Annotated in this window: 11 protein-coding genes and 1 pseudogene; 3 read left to right on the top strand and 9 right to left on the bottom strand. The window is 60.9% G+C overall.

Annotation, left to right across the window (positions count from 1 at the left end; all coding sequences use genetic code 11):
• Positions 1-90 precede the first annotated feature (90 nt).
• From J4G38_RS03540 to J4G38_RS03520, 5 genes are all read right to left on the bottom strand, one after another.
• Positions 91-786 (bottom strand): MotA/TolQ/ExbB proton channel family protein, encoded by a 696-nt coding sequence (locus J4G38_RS03540; protein WP_210515548.1) that lies wholly within the window; start codon positions 784-786, stop codon positions 91-93.
• 8 nt (positions 787-794) lie between these two features.
• Positions 795-2,012: an HU domain-containing protein gene (locus J4G38_RS03535; protein WP_210515549.1), complete on the bottom strand. Its 1,218-nt coding sequence runs from the start codon at positions 2,010-2,012 to the stop codon at positions 795-797.
• A gap of 101 nt (positions 2,013-2,113) precedes the next feature.
• Complete coding sequence (locus J4G38_RS03530) at positions 2,114-3,874, bottom strand: TonB-dependent receptor (protein WP_210515551.1); 1,761 nt, start codon at positions 3,872-3,874, stop codon at positions 2,114-2,116.
• 72 nt (positions 3,875-3,946) lie between these two features.
• Positions 3,947-7,246: a tetratricopeptide repeat protein gene (locus tag J4G38_RS03525; RefSeq protein WP_210515553.1), complete on the bottom strand. Its 3,300-nt coding sequence runs from the start codon at positions 7,244-7,246 to the stop codon at positions 3,947-3,949.
• A gap of 172 nt (positions 7,247-7,418) precedes the next feature.
• Complete coding sequence (locus J4G38_RS03520; RefSeq protein ID WP_210515554.1) at positions 7,419-8,036, bottom strand: ATP-grasp domain-containing protein; 618 nt, start codon at positions 8,034-8,036, stop codon at positions 7,419-7,421.
• 580 nt (positions 8,037-8,616) lie between these two features.
• On the opposite strand from J4G38_RS03520, the gene J4G38_RS03515 reads away from it, so the two are divergent.
• On the top strand, positions 8,617-9,861 hold the full coding sequence (locus J4G38_RS03515; protein WP_226163125.1) for an MFS transporter: 1,245 nt from the start codon (positions 8,617-8,619) through the stop codon (positions 9,859-9,861).
• A gap of 96 nt (positions 9,862-9,957) precedes the next feature.
• Here J4G38_RS03515 and J4G38_RS03510 read toward each other — a convergent pair whose 3' ends face one another.
• Positions 9,958-10,158 carry a hypothetical protein gene (locus J4G38_RS03510; protein WP_210515558.1) on the bottom strand — a complete coding sequence of 67 codons (201 nt, stop codon included), beginning with the start codon at positions 10,156-10,158 and terminating at the stop codon, positions 9,958-9,960.
• Between the two features lie 56 nt (positions 10,159-10,214).
• Positions 10,215-11,276: a DNA polymerase III subunit delta gene (holA, locus tag J4G38_RS03505; RefSeq protein WP_210515560.1), complete on the bottom strand. Its 1,062-nt coding sequence runs from the start codon at positions 11,274-11,276 to the stop codon at positions 10,215-10,217.
• A gap of 161 nt (positions 11,277-11,437) precedes the next feature.
• Between holA and tyrS the strand changes: the two genes are divergently transcribed.
• Entirely contained in the window at positions 11,438-12,976 is a 1,539-nt protein-coding gene (gene tyrS, locus J4G38_RS03500; RefSeq protein ID WP_226163124.1) for a tyrosine--tRNA ligase, read from the top strand.
• A gap of 201 nt (positions 12,977-13,177) precedes the next feature.
• Here tyrS and J4G38_RS28875 read toward each other — a convergent pair.
• A pseudogene (locus tag J4G38_RS28875) lies at positions 13,178-13,348 on the bottom strand (histone H1); the annotation flags it as partial.
• 254 nt (positions 13,349-13,602) lie between these two features.
• Entirely contained in the window at positions 13,603-14,850 is a 1,248-nt protein-coding gene (locus J4G38_RS03490; protein ID WP_210515564.1) for an aminotransferase class I/II-fold pyridoxal phosphate-dependent enzyme, read from the bottom strand.
• A gap of 216 nt (positions 14,851-15,066) precedes the next feature.
• Here J4G38_RS03490 and accC point away from each other — a divergent pair, with 216 nt between their 5' ends.
• Positions 15,067-16,578, top strand: coding sequence for an acetyl-CoA carboxylase biotin carboxylase subunit (gene accC / locus J4G38_RS03485; RefSeq protein WP_210515566.1), 1,512 nt, complete (start codon positions 15,067-15,069; stop codon positions 16,576-16,578).
• Positions 16,579-16,585 lie beyond the last annotated feature (7 nt).

Here is a 16,585-nt window from a genome sequence, read left to right as displayed (position 1 = left end):
TATGCTGATAAGTTAATTATTCGATGTGCTGATAGCTCAATGGTTAACCTCAAGTTTGCGTACCAGCGCATCAAATGATTAGCAAATCAATTAGTTATCCTGAAGAATGTCCATGAATTCAATGGCCGAGTTTTCCATACGGAACACCATTCGCTCCACGAGAATGCTCAGCCAGTGGTAGCCGATGTGGGCGATGATGCCGACGATGAGGCCGGTGGCCGATGTTACCAGCTTCACATACAAGCCGTCGGCTACCTGCGGGATACCGAATTCCTTGGTGGCGGCAATGGAATAGAAAATCTTGATAACGCCGATGATGGTGCCCACAAAGCCAATCATGGGAGCGATACCGGCGATGATGCCCAGGATGCTGATATTCTTTTCCAAACGGGCAATCTCAATCTTGCCCACGTTTTCAACGCTGGTTTCGATTTCTTTCAATGGCAGGCCAATGCGACGCAGGCCTTTTTCAACCATTCGGGCCAGTGGCGAGGCAGTTTGAGCGCAGAGCAGTTTGGCCCCGGCCAGGTCACCTTTCACCATCAGCGAGCGGATGCTGGCCATGAAGGCGTCGGGGTTGCCGGCGGCCTTGCGGATGGTGATGTAGCGCTCAATGATGATGTAAACCGAAAGAATGGACAGGGCTACCAGCGGAATCATTATCAGTCCCCCACGCAGCAGCAGGTCGATAACGGGGACACTGGTATTGGCAATTGGAGCGGCCGGAGCGGCGGTAGTAACAGTATCGACGGCAGCGGCAGTCGCTTGCAAAAGGAATACGGACATGCGGACAATTAAAATTTCAGGGTATTGTAGTCGCTATGCGTTTTTAGGCGCAGCCGCTGGGCTTCGCGCTGGGCGGAACCCAGGTCGGAGTAGTCGGCCGCAGTGAGGCGGAACAGCCGGCTGCCGTAGGGCGGCATAATAATGTGAGCAGCGTGGCCGCTATGGGCCAGTAATTTACGCCCACCCTCGGCGCCGGACAGGCTTCGGTACGCGCCAGCGATGACGTAATAACGACCGGTCCGGTTTTTAATTATAGTGGAGCTTACTGCGGCCGAAGCAACAGGAGCAATGGCCCGGGTGGGCGTTGCAATTACGGCAGGTGCTTTGGGGGTGGCAGCAACGGGCGCGGCGACTGTCGCGGCGGCCTTGGGCGAAACCTCAGGTACAACCGCAACGGACGCAGCGTTAGAACGTGCGGCTACTGCTTCATCTGATGACTCATTAGATGAAGCACTTGGCTGTACCCCTGCTTCGGGAGTAGCGATTGAAGATTCAACTGGCAAGGGAGTTATGCCATCCGCAACAATCGCGCTGTTGCTAAAGCTGTGCTGGCCCAGGGTGGCCTGTTGCGGCTCCGTGGGCTCGGTGGCCGAAGCTGCGGGCTGCTGGGTCAGTTCCCACTTTGGCATTTGGGTACGCCAGCTAGCCGGCAGATAACCGGCATTCAGCGCCACCTGGTAATTTGCCAGGAGTAGCAGGCCGGCAGCTATAGCGATAACACCGCCGGGCAGCAGCCGCGCCCAACGTGAGCGGCGGGTAGCCGTGCCGCGCAAGACTGGCTGGGGGCGCTTGGGGCGGGCATCATTGGCGCGCACAGGGCGGGCCGCCAACTCGGGCAGACCAAAGGCCGCGGCCAACAGGTTATCGGTACCGGTGTATTCGAAGGCGAGCCCGCGACCAGCGGCCCGGCGGAAAATGCCGATGCCGGGCAGCTCCGTGCGGTTGGTTTCGTCAAGTTCCTGCTGCAGGCCGGCTACGGCGGTGCGCACGGCCTCGCGGGCCTGGGCAATGGGCAGGCCCAGGTGCTGGCTCAGGGCATCCACCAGCAGGCCGTCGTTGCGGGTCAGCGATTGGTTGAAGGCCACGAGTTTGGTGGGCGGGCTCAGGGCCTGGCGGCCGGGCTGCGCCCGCGCCGGCGAAACATCGGCCACAAGGCCCCCGAAATCCGGAATAATCACGCAGTCGTGGTCACGGAGCAAGGGGCGGATGTGGTCGGCAAGGTGCATAGCAGGTGGGAATTTGGGGACTCAGTGGGCGCGAAAAATCAGGATTCAGCCTACGAGTTACGCAGGACAAGTCCTTAAAATCCAAGACACAAAGGCCCGAATTAGAACGTGTAAGTAGCCCCGCCCAGCACGTTGATGCCCTTCACCGGATAGCCGTAGAAGCGCTGGTACTGGCGGTTAGCGAGGTTGTTACCCATTGCAAAGATGGATATTTTTGGCGTAATGCGGTAATCGGCGCGCAGGTTTAGGTCCACAATCGGGTCGGTGGCGCGGTAAAAATCGGAGGTTCGCACGGTCCCCGGCGTGTTGTTCGACCGGTAGCTGATGCCGTAGCTGGCCGAGTAGAAATAGCCTTCCACGCCCAGCATCAGCTTGTCGAAAACATTGTAGGTGCCGAACACCGAACCCTGAAACTCGGGGCGATGAAACGGCTCGGGCAGGGTGTTGAGGGCGTACTTGTTGTAATCCATCCGGGTGCCGAGTCGGAATTTCTCGGCGGCATTATACAGCAGCTCGCCGTGGATGTTGAGTACGCCCGTGGCGTGCTGGTCGTACACGAGGTCGAACTTGGTGGGGTCGATGGGGTTGTTGAGGTAGAAATACAGGTTGCGGTCGCGGGCGTAGGTGGCCCGCACGTTCAGCTCCAGACCACGGGCGGGCGTGGAAGTGAAGCCGGCGTAGATGGTGGGGCCGCGGTGGGTATCGGCCACGTTCAGGCCACGGTTCAGCCACGGGTTTTCCGTGCTCAGGTCGTAGCGCGTCACGCGCTGGAGCGCCCCGCCGAGGCCGGCGTAGACCATGAACTTCTCGGGCTCAACGGTGTAGCCCAGGCGCACGGCCGGATAAATCACAGCCTTGCTGACGCTGGTGGCCGTGTCGGACGAATAGCCCAGGGTCGCGCCCAGGGAGAAGGCGATGCTTTTATTGACAAACTCGTAGGCCGGCGTGGCTTGCACAAAAGTGCGGGTGCGCGTGAGCAGGGCCGGATTGGGCAAGGCAACCGTGGGCCCCGCCTGGTCCTTATCTGAAATAAAGGAGGCATCGGCGGCGACGGTTACGCGGCTGGATTCGCCCAGTGCGTAGCCGACTTTGGCGTTCAGGCGCACGTCGTTTTCGGAGGCCGCGAAGTTGTCGGTCCAGTAGCGGTAGCCGATGCCGGCGTCGTAGGTTAGCTGCTGTGCCGGGTCGCGGTTGTGCGCGTAGGCCTTCACGGCGAAGCGGTTGAATGCCTGCTTGATGTCGGTGGCTTCGGGCGTCACCACCGGGCTGCCGTTGGCGGCCTTGTTGTAGCCGTAGAAGTTGTAGCGCTCGTGGCCGAAATCCAGCGTCGCGCCGAAAGCCCCGGTGCCCCGGTACAGCTCGCCCATGAGGTGGGCGCTGGTTTCGGACTGGCTGGAATTTTTGCCATCCACGGGGCCATTCAGGGAGTTGATGTGGTTGATATCAATCCCGTAAGCATGGTCGGTGTTGCGGGTGCTGTGGAAATAGCCCCGGCCGTAGAACGTGCCGTAGTTGCCGATGGCGGCCTTCACGAAGTTGCCGGTGAGCGGCGCAGGCTCCTCGGCCCGGATGGTCAGCACCTTCACCGAAGGGTTGAGGCGGTCGGCGGGCAGCCGGAAATCGGGGAAAGTATACGTCACTTTGCGCTCGGTTTTGGGCGGCGCGGGCAGCTTGATTTTCTCGAAGTTGCGGGTGGCTTCGGGCAGCTGGTTCACGCGCTCTTTCACGATTTCAATCTCGGCTTCCTCAATGCTGCCGGTGTGCTTGCCCTTGGTGGGCTGGGCGCTGGCGGTGGGGGCCGCGATGCCAACCAGCACAGCGGCCAGGGCCAGCCCGGAGGCCACGCCCACGCCAGAGCGCACTGCGGAATAAGATTTAAGTATCAACAAACGCTTCATCAGCAAATGATTATTCAATGAGAAAATACGCCGGACCTAGCGCTGAGTAGCCGTATCGGCCGGAGCCGTGGTGGTGCCGCGCAGGTTGGTGGGGGGCACGGCAGGTGCCTTGCCTTTGGCGGGAGCCGGCGCGGTGGTTGCGGGCTTGCCCGGCGCGGGAGTGGCACCAGGAGCTTTCGTCGGCGCTTTTACGGGGGCTTTGGTGGGTGCCTTGGCGGGGGCTTTGGTGGGGGCTTTGGTGGGCGCGGCTTTGGGCGTAGCGGGCGCGGCGGTGTCGTCGGGTTGGTCGGCGCCCAGGGTTTTCAGGCGCTGTTTGGCGGCTTCCAGCACTTCGGCCACCGGGAAATTATTATCGATGAGCGAATTCAGCGTGCCCCGGGCCTGGAAGTTGTCGCCCTCGGCGGCGTACACGTCGGCGATGAGCAGGAAGGCGCGGCCCTGCCACAGGGCGTAGTTGCTGAAGTCTGAATTGACCTTCAGGGCGGCGGCTTTGGCGTCTTCGTTCTTCTTCTGCCTGAAGTAGGTTTCGGCGAGGTAATACTGGGCTTCGGCGCCGTTCACGTCGTTGGGCGCGGCCGTGACGGCGGCGGCCAGTTCGGTAGCGGCCTGGTCATAGCTCTCGGCCCGGAAGCTGGCTTTGCCCAGGTAGAGCAGTGCCGAGTTGGTGGCATTGGCCGTAGCGCCGGCCTGGGTGCGCAGCTCCTCGGCCACGCGGCGGGTGCCGGGGTAGTCGCCGCTCTCGTACAGGCTGCGCATCTGGCCGAGGGTGGCGTTGGCCACTTCGCGGCGGTTGGTGCTGGCCCCGCGCAGGCGCTCGTAGAGCTTGGCGGCGTCGGCGTAGTTCTTGTTTTCGAACTCCAGGTCGGCGAGGCGGCCCACGGCGCGGTTCAGGAACTCGGTTTTGCCTTCGGTCACCACGTCGCGCAGGCGGGTCAGGCCCTGCTGCTTGTCGCCGGTTTTCAGGTACGAATCAGCCAGGAAGAACCGGGCATCGGGCCCGAGGGCTGATTCCGGGTACTGCTTCAGGTAGGTTTCCAGACGTAGGATGGCGGGCTGATATTTTTCGGCCAGGTACAGCGACTTGGCGGCTTCGAACTCGACGCTTTCGGTGGCTTTGCTGTCCGGGTTTTGAATTTTGAATGAGGCCAGGGCCGCGTCAAACTCTTCAGTCCGGCCCAGCGCCGTGAGGCTTTCCTGCAGGCTGTAGATGGCCTGCGAGGCGGCTTCGCTGCGCGGAAAATCCGTGAGCACACGCTGGAAATCGGCCACGGCCTTGTCCTGCTGCTGGAGGTTGGCGTAGGCCACGCCGCGCTTTTGCAGGGCCTGGGGCACCAGGCCGCTGTTGGGCCGGTTGTCAATCAGCCGCGAAAAGCCGGTGACGGCCGGCTGGTACTCGCCGGCTTCGAACGATAGCTGCGCCTGCTGGAACACGGCATCTTCGGCGTAGCGCGAGTTAGGGCTGGTTTTGAGTAGCGCAGCCAGCGTGTTGTTGGCTTCTTCGCGGCGGCCCATCAGGCCCAGGGTGCGGCCTTTTTGGTAGTAGGCGTAGTCTTTGTCGGCCGCGTTGGCGGTGATGACTTTGTCGTAGAGCGTGAGGGCCTGCGGGTAGTTTTTGGCCACGTAGTAGGTGTCGGCCAGGCGCAGGGTGGCGTCGTAGTAGTTGGGGTCCGCCGGCTTGGCGTCGGTGTCGCTGAGGAAGGCCTGGAACTGCGGCCGGGCGCGCTCGTACTGCTTGGTGTTGTAGTAGGCGTAGCCCAAGCCGTAGCGCGCTTTCTGCTCAAAATCGGCCTCCTCGGGGCTCACACCGCCCTGGCGGGCCGAACGGGCGGCCGCTACGTAGGCCGTGATGGCGTCCGGATATTGCTGGCCCACGCTGAAAATCTCGCCCCGCAGCACCTGCGCCGCCGCCCGCAGGCCGTCGTCGGAGGGGTACTTCAGGGACTTGTCCAGCAGCGGCAGGGCTTCGGCATAGTTGCCGTTGTTGTAAAGCAGTGCGGCCTGCGAGTAGGCCACGCGCTGGTAGGTGTCGTTCAGCTTGTCGCTGCGGTCTTCGAGGCTTTCGAGATAAGTCAGGGCCTGCGAATAATCGGTGGACGACAGGAAGCTGGTGCTCAGCAATTCGTCGACCGTGGCCTGGTTTTTCGAGCGGGGAAACTTCTTGCGGAAGTCCTTCAGCACGGCAATGGTTTCGGGCAGGTTGCCCAGCTCGTACTGCACCTGGCCCAGCTTGAGGGTGGCGTTTTCGGCAATGCTTTTATCAAACGTGCTTTGCCGGGCGGCCTCGAAAGCCGTCACGGCCTGGGGCTTCTGGTTGTTCTGCACGTAGCTCAGGCCGAGGTGATAGGCGGCGTTCTGGCCCAGGGAGTCGCGGCGCACGGCCACGTTCTTCAGGCTGGCGATGGCGCCCTTGAAGTCGCCCATCTTGTAGTTGGCGAAACCAATTTTATACTCCAGCGCCGGCTCAATCTTGTTTTTGTGGATGGCTGCGTACTTGTCGAAATACTCCGCCGCCTCCTTGTATTGCTGTTTCTGGTAGTACGCATCGCCGAGCAGCAGCTGGATTTCGTCGGAATTCTGGGGCGGCGGGGTGTTTTGGAGGGCTTTGGAGGCGTAGCCAATCAGCCCGTCGTAGTTGCCTTCCTTGTAGTAAATCTGGGTCACGATGGCCGGCACCACCGGCTTGTAGGCGTCGTTCTGCTCGGCCACGGCCAGGTCGGCGCGGGCGGCGGCGTAGTCGCCGGCGCGGTAGCCGAGGTAGCCGGCGTAGTACGAGCTGGCGTATTTGTACTGGCTTTGCACCTGCTTGTTGCGGTCGAACAGCAGCCGGGCTTTCTCGTAGTCCTTCTGCTCGAAATAGCTGTAGCCGAGCTTGAAATCGGCCTCGGCGCGCTGGTCGTTGCTCAGGTTGTCGGGGGCCACTTTGGTGAAGTAGCGGATGGCCGACTCGTAGTTCTTCTGGTCGAAGTAGAACTTGCCCAGCTCGAAATACGCCGACGCGGCGCGGGGATGCGCCGGGTGCTGCGCGGCGAAGTCCAGAATCAGCCCCTCGGCGTCGGGGTGCGAGAGGTAGAGGCCGCTGATGGCGTAGTAGTACTCGGCGTCGGCGGTGCGGTCGCCGGCGGTGGGGCCGGCCTGGCTCAGGTGCACCGGCTCAATGGCCAGGTACGCCCGAAACGCCTCCTGGGCCGCGCCGTACTGGCCCCGGTCAAACAGCTCCAGGCCCTCTTGAAAGTGCCGCTCATCGGCGGCAAACACTTGGGTTTGCTGGGCCTGGGCGGCCATCGGCGCCGCGGCACTCAGGGCGGCGGCCAGCGCCAGCCGGGGAAATAGCTTCATGTAAATACCTGTCGTGGAGGGGCCGCACCGGGCCCGGGAACTCGCCAAAAGTAGCGATAAATGCCCGTAGGTTGCCCAGCCAACGCATAATTGCAGGTTTCATTGCCGCACATATTCGCCGTTACGCCTGGCTGGCAGTTGGCTTGGGCCACCGCACACTTCAACTACCGCTTCAAAAATCGCAGTAGTCCTCGCTGCTCGTCATTTCGGCCCAGCGCGCCGACAGAAACTTAGCATACGCTAGCGGCATCAGCCCGTAGGCCCCCAGCGAATGGCCGTCGTTTACCTCCACTACCACAGTTTTGCCAGCGGCGGTGCAGCCAATATCCAGCGAAAAGGCTGCCGGCGCTCCCGGCAAATAAGCCGCCAATGCCTGTTCCACCACGGTTGGGTCGAAGTGAGCCCGCCAGTCGCCTTTGTAGGGCCGGGCATCCAGAATACGGCCGTAGCGCACGAAGCAACGCCATTCGGCCACGAACTGCACGGGCTCGGCGCACCACACGGGCGTGTCCTCGTACTGGTCGCCGCAGCCCATGAGGTCGCGGGGGCCACGCACCAACACGCCCGTAAATTTTTTAGCGTCGTGCATTGGCTTCACGAAAACCGGCCACTGGCTGGCATTGGCCGCTACCTTATTGATGGTGCTCTGCCACAGCCGCCGCCCCAGAAATGGCCATAATGCCTCGGGGTAGCCCAGCTCGGTGGGCACCGGCAAGCCCAGCGCCTGCAGGCTGGCCCGCACGGCCGCAATGTGGCCGACCACAACCTCGTCGGGAGCATTATCCCGCACGGCTCGGCATCGGTGTAGGGCACGATTTCCCAGCCCATTTGCTGAAAACCATCCATAGCCAGGTAGTTATTGACGCTTTGGGGCAGGCCGTGGGCGAAGTGAATATGAGCGCGCATAGTTGAAAGAAACGTGTACCAACGCTAAAACTACTGCTTGCCGCCGTGCTTCCGTAGCAGCACCTCTCAACCCCATGCCACCCCCATCGGAAGCGTTGCTGCCCACATCGGAGGCGTCGCTGGAACCATCGGAGGCGTTACCGGGGCCATCGGAGGCGTTACCGGGACCATCGGATAGGTTACCGGGGCAATCGGATGGGTTGCCGGATGCATCAGAAGCCATGCGGGGCCATCGGATGCGTTGCCGGGACCATCGGACGAGTAGCCGGGACCATCTAGTGCTTCCTTATCAGCCGGTTACCCCAGCACCCAGGCCGGCACGTTGTGCCGTACCAGCCACACCAGCTCCAACAGCTCCAACAGCTAAAATGAGCCGTTGGATTACGGTTTTAGCCAAACTATCCGGCGGGCAGTCGCTTATAGGCGGGCATTCTTTTCCTCAAACCCCGCTCATTTCTTCGCCTGTGCAGCCAACCCTTACCGCTCCGCCGCCGCCATTCACTGAACGGCGCTATCTGCTCACCCTCGTTTTCGTCGTGTCGCTGTTCATGCTCTGGGGCGTGGGCGTGACGATGGGCGACATCCTCAACAAGCATTTCCAGGAGGTGCTGCACGTCAGCAAAGCCGATTCGGCGCTGGTGCAGCTGTCCATTTTCGGGGCCTACTTTGTGATGGGGCTGCCCGCCGGCTGGTTCATGAAACGCTTCGGCTACCAGAAAGGCGTGCTGCTCGGGCTGGGACTCTATGCCCTCGGCGCTTTTCTGATGGTGCCGGCCGCCACCGCCCTCTCGTTCGGCTACCTGCGCCTGGCGCTGTTCGTGCTGGCCTGCGGGCTGGCCACGCTGGAAGCGGTGGCCCACCCCTTTCTCGACGGCCTGGGCGACCCGCGCACCTCCGACCGGCGCATCAACTTCGCCCACGCCATCAACGGCATCGGGGCGGTGTCGGGGCCGCTCATCGGCGGGTATTTCGTGCTGCGCGGCACCCACGCGGCCGGCGACCTCGCCTCGGTAAAAATTCTCTACGCCATCATCGGGGCCGTGGTGGGCAGCATTGGGTTGGCGTTTTTCTTCGTCACCGTGCCCGCCCTCAATGCCGAGCACACCCCCGTGGCCCTGGCCCCCGCCGAAGCCCCCACCGACCTGGTGGCCGACAAGCAATTGTTTCAGCACCGGCATTTCGTGTGGGCCTGCGTGGCCCAGTTCTTCAACACGGCGGCCCAGGGCGGCACCTGGGCCTTTTTCATCAACTACGGCGTGGAGTACACCGGCCTCACCAACGACAAAGCCGCCTACTTCTTCTCCCTGAGCCTGGTGGGCATGATGCTGGGCCGTTTCCTGGGCACCTACCTCATGCAGTTCATTGCCCCCAACCGGCTGCTGGCGGCCGTGGCCGTGGCCAACATCGGCATGTGCCTGGTGGTGGCCCAGCACTGGGGCCTGGTGTCGTTCGTGGCGCTCATTCTACTCAATTTCTTCTTCAGCATCATGTTTCCCACCATCTACAGCCTGGGGCTGAAGGACCTGGGCCGACACAAGCAGCTGGCCTCGTCGTTCATCGTGATGGGCGTGGTGGGGGCCGCGCTGTTTCCGCGCCTGATGGGCCTGGTGGCCAATACCAGCGTGGCCCATGCCTACTACCTGCCCATTGTGTGCTACGTGGTGGTGTTTTTGTTCGGGGCCCGGCTCTACAAGGTGCAGCGGGCGTAGGCCAAATGGGTGGTCCATTAACCCTACCAGCAAGCACAAGCCCCATCAGCAACGGCTAATGGGGCTTGTTGTATCCAACGAATCGAAGCCGGTTCGTTACTTGGAATTCAGATTAGGCAAGTTCAGGTTGCCGCTTTTGTAGCGCTTGTACAGGTAGGCGGCCCCAGCCGCCAGCAGGGCGCCGCCCACCAGGTTGCGGGTCGGCGAAGCCCCGGTGCGGGTGCCGTCGTCGTTGGTTCTGCCGCCGAATAAGCCGGAAATCAGGCCGCCCAGGGTGCCACTTGGTTTATTGCTCATGAGTGAAATCAGGTTAAGGTGGATGTCCGCTTTCTACGGCAGATGCCGCCGCGGCGTTACTCCAGCACCCCGGCCGGCACGTTGTGCAGAATCAGCCACACCAATTCCCGCAGAATCTCCGCATCGTCCATCGAGCCGCTTTCGATACCCTTGCTCTGCGCATCGGCCCGCCGAATGGCGTGGATAAGGCCCACAACCCGCTCCACCGGGTAGGCGCGCAGGGCCTGCTGGTACTCCTTTTGGGCAAAGCTGTTCAGGATGCCCAGCCCCTTGAACACACCATCCGAAGGGTTGGGGCCGGCCTGGTGCAGCACCAGCAGCTTGGTGAAGAAGTTGAACAGCAGCGTCAGGTTCGGGATGAGCGGGTTGGCCTTGGGGTTGGCCGCGAAGTAGCCCAGAATGCGGTTGGCTTTCAATATATCGCGCTGCACCAGGGCTTTTTGCAGCTCGAAAATGTTGTAGTCCTTGCTGATGCCCACCAGCCGCTGCACCAGCTCCTCGTCGATGGGCTGGCCGGGCTTTAGGTTCAGCACCAGCTTGTCCACCTCATTGGCCAGCCGGCCCAAATCGGCCCCGATGTACTCGGCCAGCATGGCCGTGGCCTGCCCCGTAATCTGCTGGCCGCGCCCACGCACGTTGGCCGTGAGCCACTGCGGCACTTGGTTGTCGTAGAGCTTTTTGCTGGTCATCAGCACGGCGGGCGAGTCTTTCCCGCTGAGCAGCTTGCCCAGCTTCTTGCGGCTATCCAGCGTCTTGTGCTTATAGCAAAACACCAGCACGGTACTGGAAAGCGGGTTTTTGAGGTAGGCCTCCAGAAAAGGCCAGCTCCGCTCCTGCTCCAAATCGGCCACGGTCTGGGCCTCTTTCACGATGACGACGCTGCGTTCGGCCATCATCGGAAACCGCTTGGCCTGGCCCAGAATCCCGGTCACGTCCACGTCCTTGCCGTAGATAACCACTTGGTTGAAGCTGCGCTCGTGCTCCGCCAGCACGGTTTTCTCAATCAAATCGGCTACTACGTCGATATAGTACGGCTCCTCGCCCTGCAAAAAATACACAGGCTGAAACTGCCGCTGCTGGAGCTGCTTTAGGACTGCGTCGGCTTCTAATAGGGGCATAGAGACTTGGGGACTTAAGGACTTGGATGGGCCGCTCCGTCGCAAAATTAGCGCTTGCCTATGCCCGCCCCTACCTTTGTCACTCTTTATTACCGGCGTGGTCTATGGATTCGGCATTCTTTGTCGGCCCGAAAACCAAGTCCCCAAGTCCCTAAGACCCCATGTCCCTTATTGAAGAACTGACCTGGCGCGGCATGTACCACGACGCCATGCCCGGCACCGCCGAACACCTGGCCACCCACGCGCCCATCACCGGCTACATTGGCTTCGACCCCACGGCGGCCTCGCTGCACATCGGCAACCTGGCCACCATCATGCTGCTGGTGCACTTGCAGCGCGCCGGCCACCGCCCCGTGGCCCTCGTGGGCGGCGCCACCGGCATGATTGGCGACCCCAGCGGCAAATCCGCCGAGCGCAACCTGCTCGACGAGGCCACCCTGCGCCACAACCAGGCCGGCATTCAGGCCCAACTGGAGAAATTCCTGGATTTTAGCGAAGGCCCCACCGGCGCGCTGGTCGTCAACAACTACGACTGGTTCAAAAACTTCGGTTTCCTCGAATTTCTGCGCGAAGTTGGAAAAAACCTTACTGTCAATTACATGATGAGTAAGGATTCGGTAAAAAATCGAATAAGCCGTTCCCAATCCTTTGAAACCACGCAAGGACTTAGCTCGGCACTCTTTGACAGGGCTAATGTTCTTGATGAGCGACTTCAAGAACTTGAAATTGCTGTCCAAAATGGTGGAGATGTCAATTATGCTCTATTTAAGGTCAAATCGAGTAGAACTGAGATGAAAAATCTTAGTGCTTCCCTACAAAAGAACGTGGATTCTAACTTCACTCCTCCTGACGGAAGCTTAATTTTCGGTAGCCAAGAGAGTACTGTTGGCATCAGTTACACCGAATTCAGCTACCAGCTCCTGCAGGGCTACGACTTCGTGCACCTCAACAAAACCCTCGGCTGCACCCTGCAAATGGGCGCCAGCGACCAGTGGGGCAACATCACAACCGGCACCGAACTCATCCGCCGCCTCGCCAACGCCGAAGGCCGCGACGCCAAAGCCTACGCCCTCACCGGCCAGCTCATCACCAAAGCCGACGGCACCAAGTACGGCAAGTCCGAAACCGGCACCGTCTGGCTCGACCCCGCCCTCACCTCGCCCTACCAGTTCTACCAATTCTTCCTCAACGCCGCTGATGCCGACGCCCCGCGTCTTATTCGCGTCTTTACGCTGCTCTCGCAGGCCGAAATCGAGCAGTTGGAAGCCGAGCACGCCGCCGCCCCGCACCTGCGCATCCTGCAAAAGGCCCTGGCCCAGGACGTGACTACCCGCGTGCACTCCACCGCCGCCTGCGAGGCCGCCATTGCCGCCTCGCAGGTCCTCTTTGGCGGCGGCGACCTTGCTTCGCTCGATGAGGCCACCCTGCTCGACGTATTCGCCGGCGTGCCGCGCTTGCGGGTGCTCCGCGACGAGCTGCCCGACCTCACCGCCGCGACTTTCCTCAGCGACACCACGCTGCACAAAATCTTCCCGTCCAAGGGCGAAGCCAAGAAGATGATTCAGGCCGGTGGCGTGAGCATCAACCGCGAAAAAGTACCCTCTCCCGACGCCTCCGTAGCCGCGTTCTCGCATTTGGCCGGCAAATACCTCGTGGTGCAGAAAGGCAAGAAGAACTACTTCCTGGTGGAGCTGGTGTAATCCGGCCCGCTCAGCACACAAAAAAAGGTCCCGCCAATCGGCGGGACCTTTTTTTGCTTTCCACAAAATTCGATTACCTCGAATATTTGTGGTTCAGCATTACTTCTTCTTCGCAGGAGCGGCTTTTTTAGCGGCAGCGGGAGCAGCTTTCTTAGCAGCAGGAGCGGCTTTCTTAGCAGCAGGAGCAGCGGCGGCGGCACCCGTGTTCTTGGTGTTCTGAACCTCGGTGCGGAAGGCCTGGGCCATCGTTTTCAACTCCTGCATGCCTTTGCGCACGCGGGTGCCGGCAGCGGCGTTCTGCTTGTCGTAGAATTTCGAAAAGTCGTCTTCGAGCGACATCACGAGGTCCTTCAGTTTGCCAAAATTGTTCATTGGGAATTGGGATTTGGGGTGAAAAATGAGTTTGTGGTGGTGTTAAGCCGGCCCTAATATACAGGGATTTCAAATGCAAGCAAGTTTTTCACTTTTTTTTAAAAACCCCCTCCCCTGCTTTCAGAGGCCGATTTTGCCAAAAAAAAGGCCATTTGCGCAAAGTCGCCCACCTGCTACTATCTCGGTATAGTTCAAAAACAAAAGCGCCGACCGCCCTCTCGGGCAGCCGGCGCGAAGTGCCTTAGCGGGCTGTTTTAGGCGGTTTGGGCCGTGGCCGGGGCCTTGCTGTAAAGCCCTTTATCGAGCTTGGCAGCCACGGTCTCAAACGCCGCAATCGTTTCCTGTACGTCGGCCAGCGTATGCACGGCCGTGGGGATGAGGCGGAGCATAATCACGCCCTTGGGCACCACCGGATACACGACAATAGAGCAGAAAACTCCGTGATTCTCACGCAAATCAAAGGTCAGGGCCGTAGCGTCGGAGATTTCGCCGTTCAGGAATACCGGGGTTACCGGCGATTCCGTGGTGCCGATGTTAAAGCCCTTTTCCTTCAGGCCGCTTTGCAGGGCCCGCACGATGGTCCATAGGTTTTCGCGGTATTCGGGGTGCGTCCGAATCAGCTCTATGCGCTTCAGCGCGCCCACCACCAGCGGCATGGGCAGCGATTTGGCGAAAATCTGGCTGCGCATGTTGTAGCGCAAATATTCAATCACACTTTCCGGCCCGGCCACGAATGCGCCTACGCTCGCCATGCTTTTAGCAAACGTGTAAAAAATTAGGTCTACGCCGTCCTGGCAGCCCAAATGCTCGGCCGTTCCGGCTCCGGTGGGGCCCAGCGTGCCAAAACCATGAGCATCGTCAACGAAGATTCGGAAGTTGAATTTCTCCTTCAGTTTTACGATTTCGGGCAGCTTGCCGAGGTTGCCCGACATGCCAAACATGCCCTCCGTAATCACGAGAATGCCGCCGCCGGTTTCGTCGGTCAAGCGTTTGGCACGCTCCAGCTGCTTCTCCAGATTGGCCATGTCGTTGTGCGGAAAAACGAACCGCTTGCCCTGGTGCAGCCGCACCCCGTCGATGATGCAGGCGTGCGACTCGGCGTCGTACACAATGGCGTCGTGGCGGCTCACCAGCGCATCGATGATGCTCACCACGCCCTGGTAGCCGAAATTGAGCAGCAAGGCCGACGGCTTGTTTACGAACTCGCCCAACTCGTTTTCCAGCTGCTCATGCAGGGTCGAGTTGCCGCTCATGATGCGGGCCCCCATCGGGTAGGCCATGCCGTAATCGGTGGCCCCGTCGATGTCGGCCTGCCGCACTTCGGGGTGGTTGGCCAGGCCCAGGTAATTGTTCAGGCTCCAGGTCAGGACTTCCTTACCCCGAAAGGTCATGCGGGGCTTGATTTCGCCTTCGAGCTTGGGGAATGTGAAATAGCCGTGGGCGTAGTGCGAGTGCGAGCCAAGCGGGCCGCGGTTCGCCGAAATCCGGTCGAAAATATCCACTGAAGAAACGGGAATGAGGTGAAGGTAAAGGGCGGAGAACTAGCGTTGGGTTTATTTCGGGGGAACCCAAAACGTGCCTAATCACAAAGGTAACCCCGAGCCGTTGATGTACATAATTTGGGCTTAACAACCGCTAGTCTACCCGCAGGTTTGCCGTGGGCCTGCAGTTTCGAACTTTCTTTGCACTTCCAACTCGTCCCGCCCGCTCCCATTTCGATGAAAAAAATCACCAAGCTGCTCGTTGCCAATCGCGGCGAAATTGCCCTGCGCGTCCTCCGCTCCGCCAAGGAAATGGGCATTGCCACCGTGGCCATCTACTCCGAAGCTGACCGCAACGCCCTGCACGTGCGCTACGCCGACGAGGCCGTGTGCGTGGGCCCGCCCGCCTCGAAAGACAGCTACCTGCGCGGCGACAAAATCATCAAAATCTGCCAGGAACTGGGCGTTGATGCCATTCACCCCGGCTACGGCTTCCTTTCCGAGAATGCCGGCTTTGCCCGCGCCGTGCGCGCGGCCGGCCTGATTTTCGTCGGCCCCAGTCCCGAGGCCATGGAAATGATGGGCGACAAGCTCTCGGCCAAGCAGGCCGTGAAGGCCTACAACATCCCCCTGGTGCCCGGCACCGACGAGGCCATATCTGACGTACCCGCGGCCAAGCTTATTGCCCAGGAAGTTGGTTTTCCCATCCTGATTAAAGCCTCGGCCGGCGGCGGCGGCAAGGGCATGCGCATCGTGGAAAACGCGGCCGAATTCGAGGAGCAGATGCAGCTGGCTATTAACGAGGCCGTGTCGGCCTTCGGCGATGGCGCAGTCTTTATTGAAAAGTTTGTGACCGGCCCGCGTCACATCGAAATTCAGGTATTGGGCGACGAGCACGGCAACATCGTGCACTTGTTCGAGCGCGAGTGCAGCATCCAGCGCCGCCACCAGAAGGTGATTGAGGAAGCGCCCTCCTCGGTGCTCACACCCGAGCTGCGCGCCGAAATGGGCCGCTGCGCCGTGGACGTGGCCCGCTCCTGCAACTACGCGGGGGCCGGCACCGTTGAATTTTTGCTCGACGATAAGCACAACTTCTACTTCCTGGAAATGAACACCCGCCTGCAGGTGGAACACCCCGTAACGGAGCAAATCACCGGTCTCGACCTGGTGAAGGAGCAAATCAAAGTGGCCCAGGGCGAGCCCCTCGCTTTCTCGCAGGCCGACCTCGTCATCACCGGCCACGCCCTGGAGCTGCGCGTGTACGCCGAAGACCCGCAGAACAACTTCCTGCCCGACATCGGAACCCTGACCACCTACGTGCGCCCCCAGGGCCCCGGCGTGCGCGTCGACGACGGCTTCGAGCAGGGCATGGACATCCCGATTTACTACGACCCGATGATTGCCAAGCTGGTCACCTTCGGGGCCGACCGCGCCGAGGCCATTGCCCGCATGCTGCGCGCCATCGAGGAATTTAAAATTACGGGCATCGAAACCACGCTGCCCTTCGGGGCCTACGTGATGCGCCACCCCGCCTTCGTAAGCGGCGATTTCGACACCAACTTTATTAAAAACCACTTCTCCCCCGCCGACCTCGCTCCCGCCGCGCCGGACGAGGCTATGGCTAAAATAGCTGCCGCGCTGGGTGCCATGCTGCTCAGCGATAAGAAACCTCAAGCGGCTGCGGTGGCTGGGGAAACGGCTGGGGTGGAGGTTTCGGGCTGGCGCCGGAATCGGCTAGGGGTGCGGTAGGGACGGT

Source organism: Hymenobacter terricola (assembly GCF_017921975.2).
In the GTDB taxonomy this organism is placed as follows: domain Bacteria; phylum Bacteroidota; class Bacteroidia; order Cytophagales; family Hymenobacteraceae; genus Hymenobacter; species Hymenobacter terricola.
This window is presented reverse-complemented; position numbering and strand designations above follow the sequence as displayed.

Bases quoted from the DNA above. Each gene is read 5' to 3' on its own strand.
- holA (WP_210515560.1), bottom strand. From the start codon at position 11,276: ATGCCCCTATTAGAAGCCGACGCAGTCCTAAAGCAGCTCCAGCAGCGG.
- J4G38_RS03525 (WP_210515553.1), bottom strand. From the start codon at position 7,246: ATGAAGCTATTTCCCCGGCTGGCGCTGGCCGCCGCCCTGAGTGCCGCG.
- J4G38_RS03540 (WP_210515548.1), bottom strand. From the start codon at position 786: ATGTCCGTATTCCTTTTGCAAGCGACTGCCGCTGCCGTCGATACTGTT.
- tyrS (WP_226163124.1), top strand. From the start codon at position 11,438: ATGTCCCTTATTGAAGAACTGACCTGGCGCGGCATGTACCACGACGCC.
- accC (WP_210515566.1), top strand. From the start codon at position 15,067: ATGAAAAAAATCACCAAGCTGCTCGTTGCCAATCGCGGCGAAATTGCC.
- J4G38_RS03535 (WP_210515549.1), bottom strand. From the start codon at position 2,012: ATGCACCTTGCCGACCACATCCGCCCCTTGCTCCGTGACCACGACTGC.
- J4G38_RS03510 (WP_210515558.1), bottom strand. From the start codon at position 10,158: ATGAGCAATAAACCAAGTGGCACCCTGGGCGGCCTGATTTCCGGCTTA.